At 73.2% G+C, this 14,816-nt stretch carries 14 protein-coding genes; 5 read left to right on the plus strand and 9 right to left on the minus strand.

Annotated features, from left to right (window positions below; genetic code table 11):
• Positions 1–153: 153 nt before the first annotated feature.
• The 3 genes from ACZ68P_RS28775 to ACZ68P_RS28785 all read right to left on the minus strand — a co-directional run bounded on the left by ACZ68P_RS28775 (position 154) and on the right by ACZ68P_RS28785 (position 2,572).
• On the minus strand, positions 154–1,161 hold the full coding sequence (locus tag ACZ68P_RS28775; protein WP_471011267.1) for a YhjD/YihY/BrkB family envelope integrity protein: 1,008 nt from the start codon (positions 1,159–1,161) through the stop codon (positions 154–156).
• 274 nt (positions 1,162–1,435) lie between these two features.
• Positions 1,436–1,885 carry an SRPBCC family protein gene (locus tag ACZ68P_RS28780; RefSeq protein WP_471011270.1) on the minus strand — a complete coding sequence of 150 codons (450 nt, stop codon included), beginning with the start codon at positions 1,883–1,885 and terminating at the stop codon, positions 1,436–1,438.
• Positions 1,886–2,056: 171 nt separating this feature from the next.
• Positions 2,057–2,572: a MarR family winged helix-turn-helix transcriptional regulator gene (locus tag ACZ68P_RS28785; protein ID WP_471011385.1), complete on the minus strand. Its 516-nt coding sequence runs from the start codon at positions 2,570–2,572 to the stop codon at positions 2,057–2,059.
• Between the two features lie 174 nt (positions 2,573–2,746).
• Here ACZ68P_RS28785 and ACZ68P_RS28790 point away from each other — a divergent pair, with 174 nt between their 5' ends.
• Positions 2,747–4,201, plus strand: a complete 1,455-nt coding sequence (locus ACZ68P_RS28790; RefSeq protein WP_471011273.1) for an MFS transporter — start codon at positions 2,747–2,749, stop codon at positions 4,199–4,201.
• Between the two features lie 86 nt (positions 4,202–4,287).
• Here ACZ68P_RS28790 and ACZ68P_RS28795 read toward each other — a convergent pair whose 3' ends face one another.
• The 3 genes from ACZ68P_RS28795 to ACZ68P_RS28805 form a co-directional block, all read right to left on the minus strand.
• A complete protein-coding gene (locus ACZ68P_RS28795; protein WP_471011274.1) occupies positions 4,288–4,767 on the minus strand; it encodes a lamin tail domain-containing protein in 480 nt (159 codons plus the stop codon).
• A 509-nt stretch (positions 4,768–5,276) separates the two neighbouring features.
• Entirely contained in the window at positions 5,277–6,128 is an 852-nt protein-coding gene (locus tag ACZ68P_RS28800) for an MBL fold metallo-hydrolase (protein WP_471011277.1), read from the minus strand.
• Positions 6,129–6,347: 219 nt separating this feature from the next.
• Positions 6,348–8,147, minus strand: a complete 1,800-nt coding sequence (locus ACZ68P_RS28805; RefSeq protein WP_471011278.1) for an ATP-binding SpoIIE family protein phosphatase — start codon at positions 8,145–8,147, stop codon at positions 6,348–6,350.
• A 147-nt stretch (positions 8,148–8,294) separates the two neighbouring features.
• Here ACZ68P_RS28805 and ACZ68P_RS28810 point away from each other — a divergent pair, with 147 nt between their 5' ends.
• Both ACZ68P_RS28810 and ACZ68P_RS28815 read left to right on the plus strand, forming a co-directional pair.
• On the plus strand, positions 8,295–8,504 hold the full coding sequence (locus tag ACZ68P_RS28810; protein WP_005312042.1) for a helix-turn-helix domain-containing protein: 210 nt from the start codon (positions 8,295–8,297) through the stop codon (positions 8,502–8,504).
• Positions 8,504–9,070 (plus strand): Clp protease N-terminal domain-containing protein, encoded by a 567-nt coding sequence (locus ACZ68P_RS28815; protein WP_471011280.1) that lies wholly within the window; start codon positions 8,504–8,506, stop codon positions 9,068–9,070. The genes ACZ68P_RS28810 and ACZ68P_RS28815 overlap by 1 nt, the downstream gene beginning before the upstream one ends.
• A gap of 56 nt (positions 9,071–9,126) precedes the next feature.
• Here ACZ68P_RS28815 and ACZ68P_RS28820 read toward each other — a convergent pair whose 3' ends face one another.
• From ACZ68P_RS28820 to ACZ68P_RS28830, 3 genes are all read right to left on the minus strand, one after another.
• On the minus strand, positions 9,127–9,627 hold the full coding sequence (locus ACZ68P_RS28820; protein ID WP_471011282.1) for a hypothetical protein: 501 nt from the start codon (positions 9,625–9,627) through the stop codon (positions 9,127–9,129).
• 260 nt (positions 9,628–9,887) lie between these two features.
• A complete protein-coding gene (locus ACZ68P_RS28825; protein WP_471011283.1) occupies positions 9,888–10,769 on the minus strand; it encodes a diacylglycerol/lipid kinase family protein in 882 nt (293 codons plus the stop codon).
• A 29-nt stretch (positions 10,770–10,798) separates the two neighbouring features.
• Positions 10,799–12,394 carry an FAD-binding oxidoreductase gene (locus ACZ68P_RS28830; RefSeq protein ID WP_471011285.1) on the minus strand — a complete coding sequence of 532 codons (1,596 nt, stop codon included), beginning with the start codon at positions 12,392–12,394 and terminating at the stop codon, positions 10,799–10,801.
• Between the two features lie 74 nt (positions 12,395–12,468).
• Between ACZ68P_RS28830 and ACZ68P_RS28835 the strand changes: the two genes are divergently transcribed.
• Entirely contained in the window at positions 12,469–13,068 is a 600-nt protein-coding gene (locus ACZ68P_RS28835; RefSeq protein ID WP_471011288.1) for a TetR/AcrR family transcriptional regulator, read from the plus strand.
• Complete coding sequence (locus ACZ68P_RS28840) at positions 13,065–14,645, plus strand: glycerol-3-phosphate dehydrogenase/oxidase (RefSeq protein ID WP_471011289.1); 1,581 nt, start codon at positions 13,065–13,067, stop codon at positions 14,643–14,645. Before ACZ68P_RS28835 ends, ACZ68P_RS28840 begins: the two co-directional genes overlap by 4 nt.
• Positions 14,646–14,816: the final 171 nt, after the last annotated feature.

A 14,816-nucleotide genomic window follows, 5' to 3' on the forward strand; every position in this document is an offset into this window, starting at 1 on the left:
TGCGGGGCGAGGCGCCGCCTGTCGTTCCCAGCCAGTCACGAATCCGTGGGGCGCGCGAAAAGGAGACCCCCGTTGGGGCGACGAACAGGCCTCCCCGACGCTCCACCCGGCGGACGGCCGCGAGGCGGTCGCCGGGCCGGCGGGAGGCCGGACTCACGGACGACCGGCCCGGCCGTCGTCGGGGCCGCGCCACGGGGGCGGGCTCCCCAACCGACCCGCCAGGTGGGTCTCCTGCGCGATCACCGCGCCTCCGGTGATGCCCACGGCGACCGCCGCGCAGACCACGATCAGCCACGAGAGCAGCGTGAAGACCGGACCCAGGGCGCCGTATTCCGCGAGCGTCCGGTTGAGCGCGGCGGGCATGTAGAACTGTGCCCCGATCGACAGGACGGTGACCGCGACCGCCGTGAGCACCGCCCCGGGCAGGAGGGGCGACCAGCCGAGTGCGCCCGCCAGGAGAAGGTGCTGGCTCCACCACCACACCGCCGTCTGATAGAGCAGCGTCAGGGGGATCCCCAGCCACAGCCCGGCCCCGAAGCCGTCGCGCAGCGGAGCCTGCACCACCAGGATGGCCAGCCATACGACGATCCAGACGACCCACCGCCAGGGGGCGACCTTCGTCGTCCCTTTGGGCACCTGCCACGCCCGGCGGCACAGCCGCTGCATCGCTCGGCTCACGGCGGTGGCGGAGATGACCACGAGCAGGGCGCCGACGACGCCGGTGACCTCCTGCAGGGAGTCGTCACCGGGCTGGTACACCTTCTCCAGCTGCGCGTTCACGGCCCCGCTCAGTCCGAACACCGCCCGCAGGGAGGAGAGGAGCTGGTCCTGCACGCTCTGCGGCGCGAAGGAACCGAAGACGAAGAGGAGCGGGACCGCGGTCAGGAAGCACTGCGCGGCGAGCCTGGTGGCGTTGTCCAAAATGTTGACCGACAGCATGCGAGCGGTCAGGTGCGTGATCACGGGGAAACGACGCTCGGCACCGCGCCGCAACCGTTGGCCGGTCTCCGTCAGGGCGTACGACTTCGCCCGCCACCAGGACGGCCCCAGGAACCTGCTTCGGCGCGCCCCGTCCGCGGGGCTCCGCGCGTCGACGTCCTTGCCCGCCGGGTCCTCGCCCGTCCTGCCCGGCTGACGGTCGCCGGGCTCCCTCGCCGCCATCAGGAGGGTCGCAGGGCGTCCACGTCCCGAGGCGCGCGGCCGTCGCGTACCGGGGGCGGTCCCGCAGATGTCGCCATGGTGCGCCTCCCTTTCCTCGTACAGCGTGCGGGACGCCGCCCCGGGCGGCACCTCGGGCGGACCACCGTGGTGAAGGACGGCGGCCCGCGGGGTCACACACCGGAGGACGGCGGAGGAGAAGCGGGGCGGTCGGCGGAGACGGGAGACGGCCGGCCACCCGTCAGGGTGGCCGGCCGTGGGATGGGGTGCCGGAGCGTCAGACCTCGCCCCGCCACGAGCCGGTCTCCGTCCCCCGGGACTCGATGTACTGCTTGAAGCGCTTGAGATCGCCGGTGACCTGGCGCTTGACGAAGCCGAGCTTGTCGCCGACGTTCTCCTTGAACCCCTCGGGGTCGAAGTCCATCTGCAGCATCACCTTGGTCCTGGTGTCGTGCAGACGGTGGAACGTCACCACCCCGGCCTGCCTCGCCTCGCCGTCGACGGTCGTCCAGGCCACTCGTTCGTCGGGGATCTGCTCGGTGATCTCGGCGTCGAACTCGCGCTCCGCCCCGCCGACCTTGGTCGTCCAGCGGGTGAGGGTGTCGTTGACCTGAGTGATCTTCTCGACGCCGTCCATGAAGACCGGGAACGTCTCGAACTGCGTCCACTGGTTGTAGGCGGTGCGGACGGGGACGTCGACCTCGATGGACTCTTCGACCTGCGACATGGATCTCCCTTTCCTCGTACGGTGTCGCCAACGGGGCTCCGTCGTAAGGGTGCTGACGGGGTGCCCCGCCACAACGCCTGCCCCGGGAAACACGAACCATGACTCACCGGAGGCGATGTCGTACGAGGAGACCGCGCCGCCGCCGAGGGCAGGGAGCGCGCGCGGTCTCGTTCAGGCCGGGCCCGCCCCGTCGCCGGGCCCGGGGACTCGGGGTGACGCCCCGGCGGCGCCCTCCGGGCGCGGCCACGGCAGCCCGTAGAGACGCTCGATGTCGGAGTTGAAGCGCCGCAGATGGTCGGCGAAGGCGGCGATGTCCTCTTCCGACCAGCTCGCCATCACGCGGTCGAGACTCGACACGAGGCCCGAGCGCTCCTCGTCGAGGCGCTGCTCGCCCTCGGCCGTGATCCGGAACTTGCGGGCCATGCCGCCTTCGGGATCAGCGATGCGTTCGATCAGACCCGCCCGCATGGCGGCGGCGGTCTGCCGGTTGAGGGTGGAGGCGTCCAGCCCGAAGGCGTCGCCGAGCTGCCCGATGGACATCGGGCCCTCCACGCGAATGCGGCTGAGCAGGATGTAGGCGCTACGCTCCAGGACGCTGTCCTTCCGGCGCCCCTTGCTCTTGTGCAGGTGCAGATACCGGCCCAGCAACATCTGTTCGAACTCCACCCGCTGGGTGGCCCTTTCCATGCCGTCCACGAGCCCTCTCTCCTGCCGCGTGCGGCGCGACCCGCTCCCTTACCCGAGCAGCCAGTATATGCATCGGCCATTAGGCATGGCTGATACACGCAATGTGTATGCTGCATATCAATCCCTTGCCTTCCGCCAAGGGTGTTCCGTCGATGCCTCGAAGAGGAGCTCACCTTGGACGGCCCCCAGCCGACCGACCGCGCAGGCGGTGTCATCGCCACACTCGCGCTGGCCGGCACGATCGCTGCGGTGATGCAGACCCTGGTGACCGCGCTCATCGCGGAGATGCCCGCGCTCCTGGACACCACGCCCTCGAACGCGGCGTGGGTGGTCACCGTGACGCTGCTCGTCGCGGGCGTGTGCGTCCCGATCTCGGGCCGGCTCGGGGACATGCTCGGCAAGAAGCGCATGCTGCTCGCCTGCGCCGTTCCGCTGATGGTCGGCTCGGTGGTGTGCGCCCTCGCCTCCTCCGTCGTCCCGATGATCGTGGGCCGAGGCCTTCAGGGCATAGGCATGGGCATGGTGCCCCTGGGCATCGCACTGCTGCGCGACGTCGTCCCGGCGGAGAAGCTCAGCGGCTCCATCGCCCTGGTCAGCGCCTCCATGGGCGTCGGCGGCGCGATCGGCCTGCCCCTCTCCGCCGCGGTCGCGCAGTACGCCGACTGGCGTGTGCTGTTCTGGGGCTCGGCGGGCCTGGCCGTCGTGGTCGCCGTGCTCATCTGGTTCCTCGTACCGGACGTTCCGCCCGGCGCCAAGGGTCAGCGCTTCGACGCCCCGGGCGCGATCGGGCTGGCCATCGGGCTGGTCTCCCTGCTGCTCGCGATGTCCAAGGGAGCGGACTGGGGCTGGGGCTCGGGCATCACGCTGGGCCTGTTCGCCCTCGCGGCCGTGACCCTGGCCGTCTGGGGCTACTGGGAGCTGCGCACCCGCGACCCGCTCATCGACCTGCGCACCACGGCCCGCCCGCGAGTCCTGATGACCAACGCCGCCTCGCTCCTGGTCGGTGTCGGCATGTACGCCTTCATGCTGATCGCGCCGCAGCTGCTGCAGTTCCCCGAGGCCACCGGACACGGCCTCGGTCAGTCGATGCTGGCCGCGGGCCTGTGGATGGCGCCCGGCGGCCTCATGATGATGGTCGTCTCCCCGCTCGGCGGCAAGCTCATCAACGCACGCGGCCCCAAGGTCGCCATGACCCTCGGCGGCCTGGTGATCGCGGCGGGGTACGCCCTCGCCCTCGCCCTGATGGGCTCGCCCTGGGGCCTCATGGTCGTCGGCATCGTCATCAACAGCGGCGTGGCCCTCGCGTACGGCGCGATGCCCGCTCTGGTCATGAGCGCCGTCCCCCTCTCGGAGACGGCGGCGGCCAACGGGTTCAACGCCCTGATGCGGTCGCTGGGCACCACCATCGGTTCGGCGGTGATCGGCGTCGTCCTCGCGCAGATGTCGGCCAGCGCGGGAGGGGTCACCTTCGCCTCGGAGGACGGGTTCCGGACCGGCCTGCTGATCGGCTGCGGCGTGGCGCTCGTGTCCGCCGCCGTCGCCGCGGCGATTCCGGGCCTCGGCGGCGGAAAGGCGGAGCGGGCGGACGAGAAGGCCGTCGGCGCGCAGGCGCCGGCCGCCCGCGCCTAGCTGCGCACGCGCGCCCGTCGGCGCCGACCTGGCGGGTCGGCGCCGACGGGCGTCACGGGTCTCGCCGGCCGGCGCCGGCGAGGACATCAGCGCCGGTGGTGGTGGCGGCCGTTGCCCCACGACTCGGTGTCGACGGTGCGGCCGTGGTCGTCGCGCAGGGTCGCCTTGTCGGAGCGGTTGTCCCAGACGTAGTCGTCGCGGTCCTGGAAGAGGTCGGTACGGGAGTCGCGGCCCTCGCCGGTGTGGATCCGGACGGTGGCGCGACCGGCGAGGCGGAAGTCGCCGAAGCGGTAGCGGTTGCCGTCCTCGTCACGCAGCGTCCAGCCACGGAGGTTGACGGCGTGGCGGGTGGTGTTGGTGATCTCGACCCATTCGGCGTTGAGCGACCGGTTGGACCGGCTCTCGCGTCCCGGGCTGTCGGCCTGGACGCGGCTGATCTCGACCCGCGGCTTCTGGTGGTGGCGTCCGTCGTCGTGGGCGGCGGCCGGCAGCGCGGCGGCACAGACGACGGAGCCGGCGGCCAGCACGGTGGCCGCGACGCGGCGGGCGGTCGAAGAAGCAGACATGGGTGATGTCCCCTCAAGAACATGCCCCACCGGCCGACACGAGCCGATGGGAGCGATGGCGGATCTCGGTTCTCGGTCCGGTTCGGGCCGAGGACCTCGACTCTGGCCGCTGCCCGACGCCCTCGACGCGCCCACCCGACCCCGTTACCGAACACGGACATTTTCGTAACTTTCGCCCGAACGGCCCCGGCGTACATGGCGGGCGTGGCCCTGACATTCACTGACGGCTACACCGACCCGCCCCCGAAGCACCCACCACACCCCGCCGCCTCACGCCCGGCAGCGGCCGGGACGGCGCCCCCACTGCGCCGACCGGGGGACGCCGCGCGGTAACGGCCGTTCTGCACGTTTCCTCGCACGGCCGATCGCTCTCCGCACACAGAGGCGACATCAGACCCGCGGGCTTCCGGTCGCGGGCGCCGCACGGCGTCGCGGCGCCGACCGCCTCGCGCACCCGCCCCGGCCAGGACGGCCATGCAGAGGATGCCCACTCCGCGTGTCGGCGCCGGTCACGTTCCCGACGGCCGCGGCTGCTCCGGCGGAACCGAGCTCTCGGCATCCGCCATCCACTGGTCCAGGTCGGCCTGGGTGAACTCTTCCCACGGCGGGATTCCGGGCAGCTGCCGGAGGAGGTCGTAGGCCTCGGGGATCTGGGGTCCGCGGAGGACCGGGCAGTGGCAGCCGGCGATGACCTCGGCGTTCAGGTGCTGGAAGGCGGTGACGACCGCCCCGAACTTCCGGGCGTCCAGCAGGCCGACCCAGGGGGAGACCAGCCTGCCGCCGAAGAGCTGGCCGTCGCGGAACTCGTCCGGCGACAGCGCCCCCGTTTCGGGCATGGGCGTCGGCACGTTCGTGGCGAAGGTGTCGACGGCCCACAGGACGTCGGTCCTCGGGTCGAAGAGGGCGCGGGTCGTGGGGTTGTCGTACAGGGGCGGTCGCTTGGCGACGAGGGTGCGATCGCCCGCGTCGATCGTGTCGCCGTCGGTCATGAAGCGGCACCGGCTGATGGGGATCTCCCACTCCTCGGCCATGCGGCCGACGGAGAACCACGTCGTCAGCAGGGTGGCGTTCGGGCATGCCGCGAGGACCGCCAGGAGGTTGCCGGCGTGGTCGCGGTCGTCGTGGGTGAGGAAGACCCACCGTACGTCCAGGGGATCCACGACCGACCAGGCCGCCTCCAGCCACTGGGAGCGCACCGCGGGCGCGCCGGTGTCCACGAGGACCGGTTCGCTTCCCCGGATCACCATGGAGTTCATCGGGAAGTGGCCGACCGGCGGGGCCTCCAGGGCCCACGGGATGACGAACGTCTCCTCGGCGATCTTGTACGGCTGCAGAAGGTCGAAACTCTCCGTGGTTGTCATCGCTGCTCTCCCTAGGACGGAGTCACCGCAGCGCCCATGCATCCAGTGCAGCCCCGTGCCGGGCCGTCGTCAAACGCAGCCCGCGTGCGGGCCGGCCGTGGGGAGCGGCGGGGGGGGCGCGGCGGTGGCCGTACGGGGCCGCGCCAGGGCGGGCGTCGGGCGTCAACCGCGCCGGGGTGCCGTACGGGACTTTCGAAGGACACGCCCGCAGGACACGACCTAGGTGGGCATGTTCTGTTCGGCCCAGACCACCTTGCCGGTGACGGTGCGGCATGAACCCCACCTGCGGCACAGCATGTTGATGAGCTGAAGTCCTCGCCCGCCCTCGTCGCTGAGGTCGGCGTGCTGGATCTGGGGCAGGTCGGGGCCGGTGTCCGAGACCTCCACGACGAGGCGTTCGCCGCGCAGCAGGCGCAGTTCGCCGGGGCCGTTGCCGTAGCGCAGCGCGTTGCCCACGAGTTCGGAGACGACGAGCTCGCAGACGTCGGCGAGCTCCGTCAGGCCCCACGCGGCGAGTTGTCCGGTGACGAGGCTCCGGGCGGCGCCCGCGGCCCTTCCGTCCTGCGGCAGGTCCCACACCCGCAGGTCGTCGGGCGGGAACGCGGAGCTCTTCCCGATGAGGAGGACGGCCTCGTCGAACCGGGCGACGCCCGCCGGAGCCTTCTCCACGAGGCCACCCGCCTCGAGGACCCCCGGAGCGAGTCCGAGCGCCGCCGAGCGCAGCCGGTCCAGCTGCACGTCGAGGTTCTCGACCCGGGACTTGACGAGTCCATCCGTGTACATGACCAGGTGGGCGCCGTCCGGTACGCGCAGCCGCAGGGGGTCGTACGGGATCACGCCGGCGCCGAGGGGCGCGCCGGTGGGGACGGGCACGAACTCGGCCGAGCCCTGGCCGTCGACGAGCAGGGGCGGCAGGTGTCCGGCGCTGGCCAGCGTGTAGGTCGAGTCGGCGGGGTCGTAGACCGCGCAGAGGCAGGTGGCGACCTGTTCGTCCTCCAGGTCGCGGGTGGCCAGGTCGAGTCGCGCCAGGATGCGTTCGGGGGCCGTGTCGAGGGTCATCAGCGTGCGGGCGACCGTGCGCAGGCGCCCCATGGTGGCGGCGGCGGGCAGTCCGTGCCCCATCACGTCCCCCACCATCAGGGCCGTGCGCCCGCTGGGCAGGGCCATGACGTCGTACCAGTCGCCGCCGACGCCGTGGCGGGCGGTGGAGGGCGCGTACTCGGCGTGGATCCGCAGTCCCGGCGTCACCGGCGTCACGCGCGGCAGGAGGCTGCGCTGCAGCGAGATCACGTGCTCGCGCTCGCGTCCGTAGAGCCGGGCGTTGTCGATGAAGACGGCGGCCGTGGAGGCGAGCTGTTCCGCCAGGGCCAGGTCGATGGTGGAGAACGGCGGCGTGCCCGGGCCGCGGACGAAGTCGGCGCTCCCGAGCAGCACCCCGCGGGCGATGAGGGGCACGGCGAGGTAGCTGTGCACCCCGGCGGCACGCATCTTCGCGGCGGCGCTCTCGGTGGGCGCGACACGGGCGAAGTCGTCGTCCCGTATCCGGCTCAGCAGGACCGGCTTGCCCTGCCGGAGGCAGTATCGGTGGAGCAGGGTCTCGTGCGGCGTCTCGGCATGGACGAAGGTCTCGCCCACGGGGGTGGGCTCCAGGGAGGAGAGCTCCTCGATGGCGCACAGGGCCGTGGCCCTCATGGCGGGGATGCCCTCCCCCGCCCACTGCGAGATCTCGTCGCCGCGCAGCACGCTCTCGAGGATGTCCACGGCGGCCCCGTCGGCGAACCGGGGCACGGTGAACTCGGCGAGCTCCTGCGCGGTGCGCTCCAGGTCGAGGGTGGTGCCGATCCTGGAGGTGGCGGAATTCAGCCAGGCCAGCCGACTGCGGGTGGTGATCCGGTCCGGCGGCAGGAGGCCCCTGCCCCGACGGAACCGCGCGCCCGCGCCGGCGGAGTGGTGCACCACCGGGTCCCGTCCGGCCGCTCCCCGGCCGGTCAGGCGTCGCCTGCCACTGCCGCCGTTCACTCTTTCGGCCCCCAGACAGGACTCGACGCCTCTTGGTGCACAGTCTGCACCGGAAGCGGGCCGTACGCACGTGAAGTCGCGAGGTCACAGCCCTCTTGACGTCAACCGACGTTGACACCCGTCGATTGTCAACGTAGATTGACAGCCATGACGGAAGCAACGGACCTAGCCGAGCGCGCGGGCGACCGGGACCCCCGAGTGGGTCTCCGGGCGGTCGCGGCGCTGCGCAGGCTGCTGGAACAACTCGAGGCCGTCCAGGTCAGAAGCGCCCGCAACCAGGGCTGGTCGTGGCAGGAGATCGCCGCCGAGCTGGGCGTGAGCCGCCAGGCCGTACACAAGAAGCACGGGAGGCTGTGATGTTCGAACGGTTCACCGAGGACGCCCGCGCCGTCGTGATCGGCGCCAAGGCCTGCTCCGCCCGGGCCGCCGCGTCCGAGGTCACCAACGAGCACCTGCTGCTGGCCCTCCTCGACCTCGAAGGAGCGGCCCGCACCGGCTTCGCCTTCCACGCGCTCGGGGTGCTGGACAGGCGGTCCTCCCTTGAGGCCTCGCTCGCCGAAGCGCGCCGGCACGGCGGCATGACGCAATCGGACCGGAAGGCGCTCGCGGCACTGGGGATCGACGTGGGCCGGATCGTGGCCAGCGTCGAGGAGACGCACGGCGCGGGGGCGCTGGCCGGCGACCGCAGGGACCGGCGCCGGTGGTCCGGCGGCCCCTCCTTCGCCCGCGAGGCGAAGACGACCCTGGAGAAGTCGCTGCGGATCGCCCTGGGCAGGCGCGACCGGTTCATCGGCGCGGAACACATCCTGCTGGCCCTCACGGCACAGGACGGCGTCGTCGCGGAGGTCCTGGCCGCCCACGGAGCGACATATGCGGCACTGGAGCGCGCGATGTTCGGGGAGCCCGCGGAGGAGGCGGGCTAGGGCGGGTCGCGAAGGGGGGCTGCCCGACCGAGATCAGGCGGGCGTGGAAAGCCGGCTCAGCCGGCAGCCCCTGAACCGTGGATCCGGCCGACGGCGCGCAGGATCTCGTCCCGGTTCCTCGCTCGCTTGACCCATGCCGGAAGGCGGGCCACCAAAGTCATCTTCTGCCCTGCGTCGTACCAGGGAGCTCGTTCGCGCAGTGACGCTTGGACGAAACGGCGGATCAGGTCGAGATGGTCGAGGTTGTACGCCCACAACCAGCCATGCCGGGTCTCGGCCTGGAGCCACAACGGCGTGCCGAAGTACGGGTCCGTCGCGGGTCCGGCCGCGCCCCGGGAGAACTCGACGAGACGCCCGCCCGACACTCGTGCCAGTCCGCAAGCACGGCACACCAGCCGCCGAGGACCGCACAGCATCCGGGCTCCGGGCTCGAAGTCTGCGGGCGAGGGGACGACGCGCGCGGCCTTCGCGCAGCCAGGGCATCGCACGACGATCGAGCCGATGAAGTGGTGCGTGCTGCTGCGCGGGTCCTGGAAGCGACGGGAGGACGAAGCCATGGGGTGAGTATGCGACTGCCCGGCGGATCAGTGCACGCGCATTCGATCGCCCGCGTTCGGGCCGACCCCGACACGCCGGCCGGCGTCCTCATCGCGCGCGGCTCGCTGGACGAGTTCCTGCTGGTCCGGCGGGGGCTCTCGGACGCGGAGCTCGACGCGATGCGCGGGGAACGGGCCTCTCGCCGCGTTCGCCGCGCGAGGGTGATGAGGACACCGGGGGCGGCAGTCGGCCATGGGGGATCCGGCTCCCGCCCCCGGTGTCAGGCCAGGACGTTCAAGGCGCCCGGGCAGACCCGGACCGTCACCGGCAGCGTGGCGTCCACCTCGCCGTCCGCGCCGTACGGCAGGGGGCGGTCCGCCTCGATGCGCACCTCGCGGCCGCGCAGGATCTCGACCTCCCGACGGTGGACGTGCGCGCCGGTCTTCAGCTCGTTCATCGTGGCGAAGAAGTGCCGCTTCGGGGCGGTCTTGATCACCACGATGTCCAGAAGACCGTCGTCCACGCGTGCGCCGGGAGCGACCTGGCGGCCGAAGCCGTAGTAGCCGGAGTTGGCGGCGACCACGGTGTAGCCGGAGCGCTCGTGCGCGACCCCGTCGACGGTGATGCGGTACGTGGCGGGCCTCCAGGCCACGACCGCCCGCAGGCCGCCGACGTAGTAGGAGGCGGCTCCGCGCAGCAGGCGCGAGGTGTTCGCGTACCGGTTGGCGACGGCGTCGACGCCCGCGTACACGCTGCCCAGGACGTGGGTGCCCTGGTGCACGGCGGACCGCACCTCGATGGTGTCGACGGCCCGTGGGGCGCCGTCGAGCAGGATCTCCGCCAGGTCGGCGGCGTCGGTGGGCAGCCCCAGGGCACGCGCGAAGTCGTTGCCGCGGCCGGCGGGAACGAGCCCGAAGAGGGTGTCCGTCCCCGAGAGCGCGCCGCCCACGCGCCCGGCCATGCCGTCGCCGCCGACGGCGAGCACGACCCGCCCCTCCGCTCCGGCGGCCTGGGCGAGTTCCTGGGCGTGGGCGAGGCTGCGGCTGTAGACGGTGTCGAACCGGGCGCCCCTCTCCCGCAGCAGCCGGGCGAGCGGGAGCAGGCCCGCCGTCCCGCTGGAACCCCCAGCGGTGGGGTTGACGACGGCGGTGAAGTGGCGCATCGATCGGCCTCCGGGCGGCGGGACGGTGGTCAGCGGACGGGAACGAGGACGCCGGGGTTGAGAACGCCCGCGGGGTCGACCTCGGCCTTGACCGCCTGGAGCATACGGACGCCCAGGGGGCCGACCTCCTGGAGGTATCCGTCGCGGTGGTCGGTGCCGACGCCGTGGTGGTGGCTGATCGTGCCGCCCGCGGCCAGGATGGCGTCGTTGGCGGCCCGCTTGGCGGGCTCCCAGTGGGCGACCGGGTCGGCGCCCTGCGCGCAGACCACGGTGAAGTAGAGCGAGGCGCCGTTCTCGTACGTGTGGGAGATGTGGCACATCACCAGCGGCGGGGTGCCGGCGTCGGTGAGCGTGGTGGTGAGCGCGGAGCGGACGGCGGTGTAGAGGCCGGGCAGCGCGGACCAGAACGCGGCGGTCTCCAGCGTCTCGGCGAACGCCCCGGCGTCCAGCAGCGCGTCGCGGAGGTAGGGGGCGTTGTAGCGGCCGTGTTCCCACCGGTCGCCCGGTTCCTCGCCCGCGTACTCCCCGCCGCAGGCCAGCAGGATCTCGCGGGCCGCGGCACGCCGGGCCTCGGCGTCCTCGGCGGTGCCTTCGTAGCCGACGACGGCCATGCAGCCGGCGGCGGGCGGGGTGTCGGCGGAGCCGATGGCGTCCGGCTGGGCGAGCCCGATGAAGGTCTCCGTCTCGTCGGACAGCCGCAGGACCGTGGGGCGCGGGCCGTCCTGGGCGAGGCGGCGCAGGGCCGCGGTGCCTTCGGCGAAGGAGGGGAACCGCCAGCCCTCGTAGATCCGTTCGGCGGGCAGCGGCCGGATCCGGACGGTCACCGAGGTGATGACGCCCAGGGCGCCTTCGGAGCCCAGGAGCAGCTGGCGCAGGTCGGGACCGGCGGCCGAGCGGGGGGCGCGGCCGGTCTGGAGGGTGCCTTCGGGCGTCGCGACGGTGAGGGCGAGGACCATCTCGTCGAACCGGCCGTACCCGGCTGATGCCTGGCCGCTGGAGCGGGCCGCGGCGAAGCCGCCGACGGACGCCCACTCGAAGGATTGCGGGAAGTGGCCGAGCGTCCACCCCTTGGCGTTGAGGAGCGCCTCGACCTGCGGGCCGCGCAGGCCCGGCTGGAGCGTGGCGGTGCGGGACACCTCGTCGAGGTCGAGGAGCCGGTCGAGGAGCCGCAGGTCCAGGGCGACGAACGGCCGCTCGGTGGTGGGTGCCAGGCCGCCGACGACGGAGGTGCCCCCGCCGAACGGGACGGCGGCGAGGCCGTGTTCGGCGCAGGCACGCAGGACGGCGAGCACCTGGTCGTGGTCGGTCGGCAGGGCGACGGCGGCCGGGAGGGCGTCGACCTCGCCGGCGCGGATGCGCAGGAGGTCGGGGGTCGACTTGCCGCGGGTGTGCCGGACGCGGCTCTCGGCGTCGTCCCGCAGGCGCTCCGCGCCGCCGAGTGCGGCCACCAGCGCCTTCCGCGCGCCGTCGGCCAGGTCCGGGGCGGGGACGTCGAGGTCGGCGAGGGCCGAGGGGCCGCTCGCGCGGGGCGTCACACCGAGCAGGTCCCGCAGGAGGCCGGTCACCGAGTCGGGCAGGGGTGCCGCCTTGGCCGGGTCGCCCCAGCCGCTCCACAACATGTCCACGTTGAGTCGTTCCTCACGGTGTGTTTCCGGGATGGCACTGACGCTGTCCCCGCTCTGGCATTACACTGTGACAGATGACGCCCATTCGTCACAACCACTCGGACACGGATTCCGTTCTCGACGCCGCACGCGACTGCGTCCTCGCCGTCGGTGTACGCCGCACGACCCTGACCGACGTCGCCCGCCGCGCGGGCGTGTCGCGCATGACGCTGTACCGGCGCTGGCCCGACGTCCGCACCCTGGTCGGCGACCTGATGACCCGTGAATGGATCGGCGTCGCCGCCGGGGCCATGCCGCCTGCGGACGACGGCCGCCCGGCACGCGCCCGCATCGTCGACGGGCTCACCGCGGGCGCCGCCGCCTTCCGCGCCCACCCGCTGTTCCACAAGATCCTCGACGTGGACCCCGAGCTGCTCCTGCCCTACATCCTCGACCGCAGGGGAGCCACCCAGGACGCCCTGCTCGACCTGCTGCGCACCGCGCTCGCCCAGGGCCACGAGGACGGATCGGTACGCGCCGCCGGGCTCGACCTCCAGGCCCGGTCACTCCTCCTCGTCGTCCAGTCCTTCACGCTGTCGCTGCGCACCATGGCCGACGCGGACGATCCCGGGCTCGACGAGAGCGCCTTCTTCGGCGAACTGCGCACCCTTCTGGAGAGGACCCTCACCCCGTGAACGCCATCGCCCCCGCCGGCACCCCCGCCCTGAACGGATCCTCCCTCGACGCCCGCCGCCGCGGCCGCGAGCTGGCCGAACTCGCCGACGGCGTCCGCGTCGACGTCCTGGTCGTCGGGCTGGGCGCCACCGGAGCCGGCGTCGCCCTGGACGCAGCCACCCGCGGCCTGACCGTCGCCGCCGTCGACGCCCACGACCTGGCCTTCGGCACCTCCCGCTGGAGTTCCAAGCTCATCCACGGCGGCCTGCGCTACCTCGCCACCGGTCAGCTCGACGTCGCCCACGAGAGCGCCGTCGAACGCGGCGTCCTCATGGAGCGCACGGCCCCCCACCTGGTCCACGCCCAGCCCTTCGTGCTGCCCCTGACCCCGCTGGTCAGCCGCCGCCAGGCCGCCCTCACCCGGGCCGGTCTCCTCGCCGGCGACCTGTTGCGCGCCTCCGCCCGCACCTCGCGCGGCACGCTGCCGGCCCCCCGCGCGCTGTCCGCCGTCGAGACCCGCCACCTCGCGCCCACCCTGCGGGCCACCGGGCTGCGCGGCGGGCTGCTGTCCTGGGACGGGCAACTGTCCGACGACGCCCGCCTGGTCACGGCCATCGCCCGCACCGCCGCCGCGCACGGCGCCCGCGTCCTCACCCACACCCGCGCCCTGAGCCTCACCGGCGACGGAGCGCTCGTACGGGACGAGACGACCGGCGCGGAGCTGCGCATCCGGGCCCGCGCCGTCGTCAACGCCACCGGCGTCTGGGCGGGAGGCCTGGTCGACGACATCCGCCTCCGGCCCTCCCGGGGCACCCACCTCGTACTGCGCTCCGCGGACCTCGGCAACCTCACCGCCGGCCTGCACATCCCCATCCCCGGCGAGACCAACCGCTTCGCCCTCGTCCTGCCCCAGCACGACGGGCGCACCTACGTCGGCCTCACCGACGAACCCCTCGACGGCGAGGTCCCCGACGTCCCCGAGGCCCCCGAGACCGACATCGGCTTCCTCCTCGACGTCCTCGGCACGGCTCTCGACACCCCCATCGACCGCGGCCATGTCATCGGGGCCTTCGCCGGCCTGCGGCCCCTGCTCGACACCACGCACGCCGACGGCCGGACCGCGGACATCTCCCGCAAGCACGCCGTGCTCACCTCGTCCGACGGCGTCACCACCATCGTCGGCGGCAAGCTCACCACGTACCGCCGCATGGCCCAGGACGCCCTCGACCGGGCCGTCGCCACGCACCGGCTCCCCGCCGCCGACTGCCGTACCGCTTCCGTCCCCCTCGTCGGCGCGTCGTCCCCCCGGCGCCTCGCGCAGCTGGACGCCCCGGCCCGCCTCGTCCAGCGTTACGGCACCGAGGCCCCGGCCCTGCACGCCCTGATGAGGCGCCACCCGCACCTGGCCCGGCCCGTCACGCCCGACCACCCCACGACCGTGGCCGAACTGCACTGGGCCGTCCACCACGAGGGCGCCCTCACCACCTCCGACCTGCTCGACCGCCGCACCCGGATCAACCTCGGCACCGAGCACCGCGACACCGCCGAACGGACCGCCCAGGACGCCCTCTCCGCGAGCGTGGCCGGAACGGCGTAGGCAGTCCCGGCCGGGCGTGGAGGGGCGGAGGCCGGAACCGCGTAGGCAGCCTCGGCCGGGCCGGTGGGCAGCCTCCGCCGGGCCGGTGGGCAGCCTCCGCCGGGCGGGTGGGCAGCCTCGGCCGGGCCGGTGGGTGGCCGGTCTCCGCCCGGCCGTCCCGGCCGGGCGACC

It is taken from the genome of Streptomyces sp. NPDC036822 (assembly GCF_055609145.1).

What these genes read in the sequence shown, in the direction of transcription:
- ACZ68P_RS28775 (WP_471011267.1), bottom strand. Translation starts at nt 1,161, where the DNA reads ATGGCGGCGAGGGAGCCCGGCGACCGTCAGCCGGGCAGGACGGGCGAG.
- ACZ68P_RS28780 (WP_471011270.1), bottom strand. Translation starts at nt 1,885, where the DNA reads ATGTCGCAGGTCGAAGAGTCCATCGAGGTCGACGTCCCCGTCCGCACC.
- ACZ68P_RS28785 (WP_471011385.1), bottom strand. Translation starts at nt 2,572, where the DNA reads ATGGAAAGGGCCACCCAGCGGGTGGAGTTCGAACAGATGTTGCTGGGC.
- ACZ68P_RS28795 (WP_471011274.1), bottom strand. Translation starts at nt 4,767, where the DNA reads ATGTCTGCTTCTTCGACCGCCCGCCGCGTCGCGGCCACCGTGCTGGCC.
- ACZ68P_RS28800 (WP_471011277.1), bottom strand. Translation starts at nt 6,128, where the DNA reads ATGACAACCACGGAGAGTTTCGACCTTCTGCAGCCGTACAAGATCGCC.
- ACZ68P_RS28810 (WP_005312042.1), top strand. Translation starts at nt 8,295, where the DNA reads ATGACGGAAGCAACGGACCTAGCCGAGCGCGCGGGCGACCGGGACCCC.
- ACZ68P_RS28815 (WP_471011280.1), top strand. Translation starts at nt 8,504, where the DNA reads ATGTTCGAACGGTTCACCGAGGACGCCCGCGCCGTCGTGATCGGCGCC.
- ACZ68P_RS28820 (WP_471011282.1), bottom strand. Translation starts at nt 9,627, where the DNA reads ATGGCTTCGTCCTCCCGTCGCTTCCAGGACCCGCGCAGCAGCACGCAC.
- ACZ68P_RS28825 (WP_471011283.1), bottom strand. Translation starts at nt 10,769, where the DNA reads ATGCGCCACTTCACCGCCGTCGTCAACCCCACCGCTGGGGGTTCCAGC.
- ACZ68P_RS28835 (WP_471011288.1), top strand. Translation starts at nt 12,469, where the DNA reads ATGACGCCCATTCGTCACAACCACTCGGACACGGATTCCGTTCTCGAC.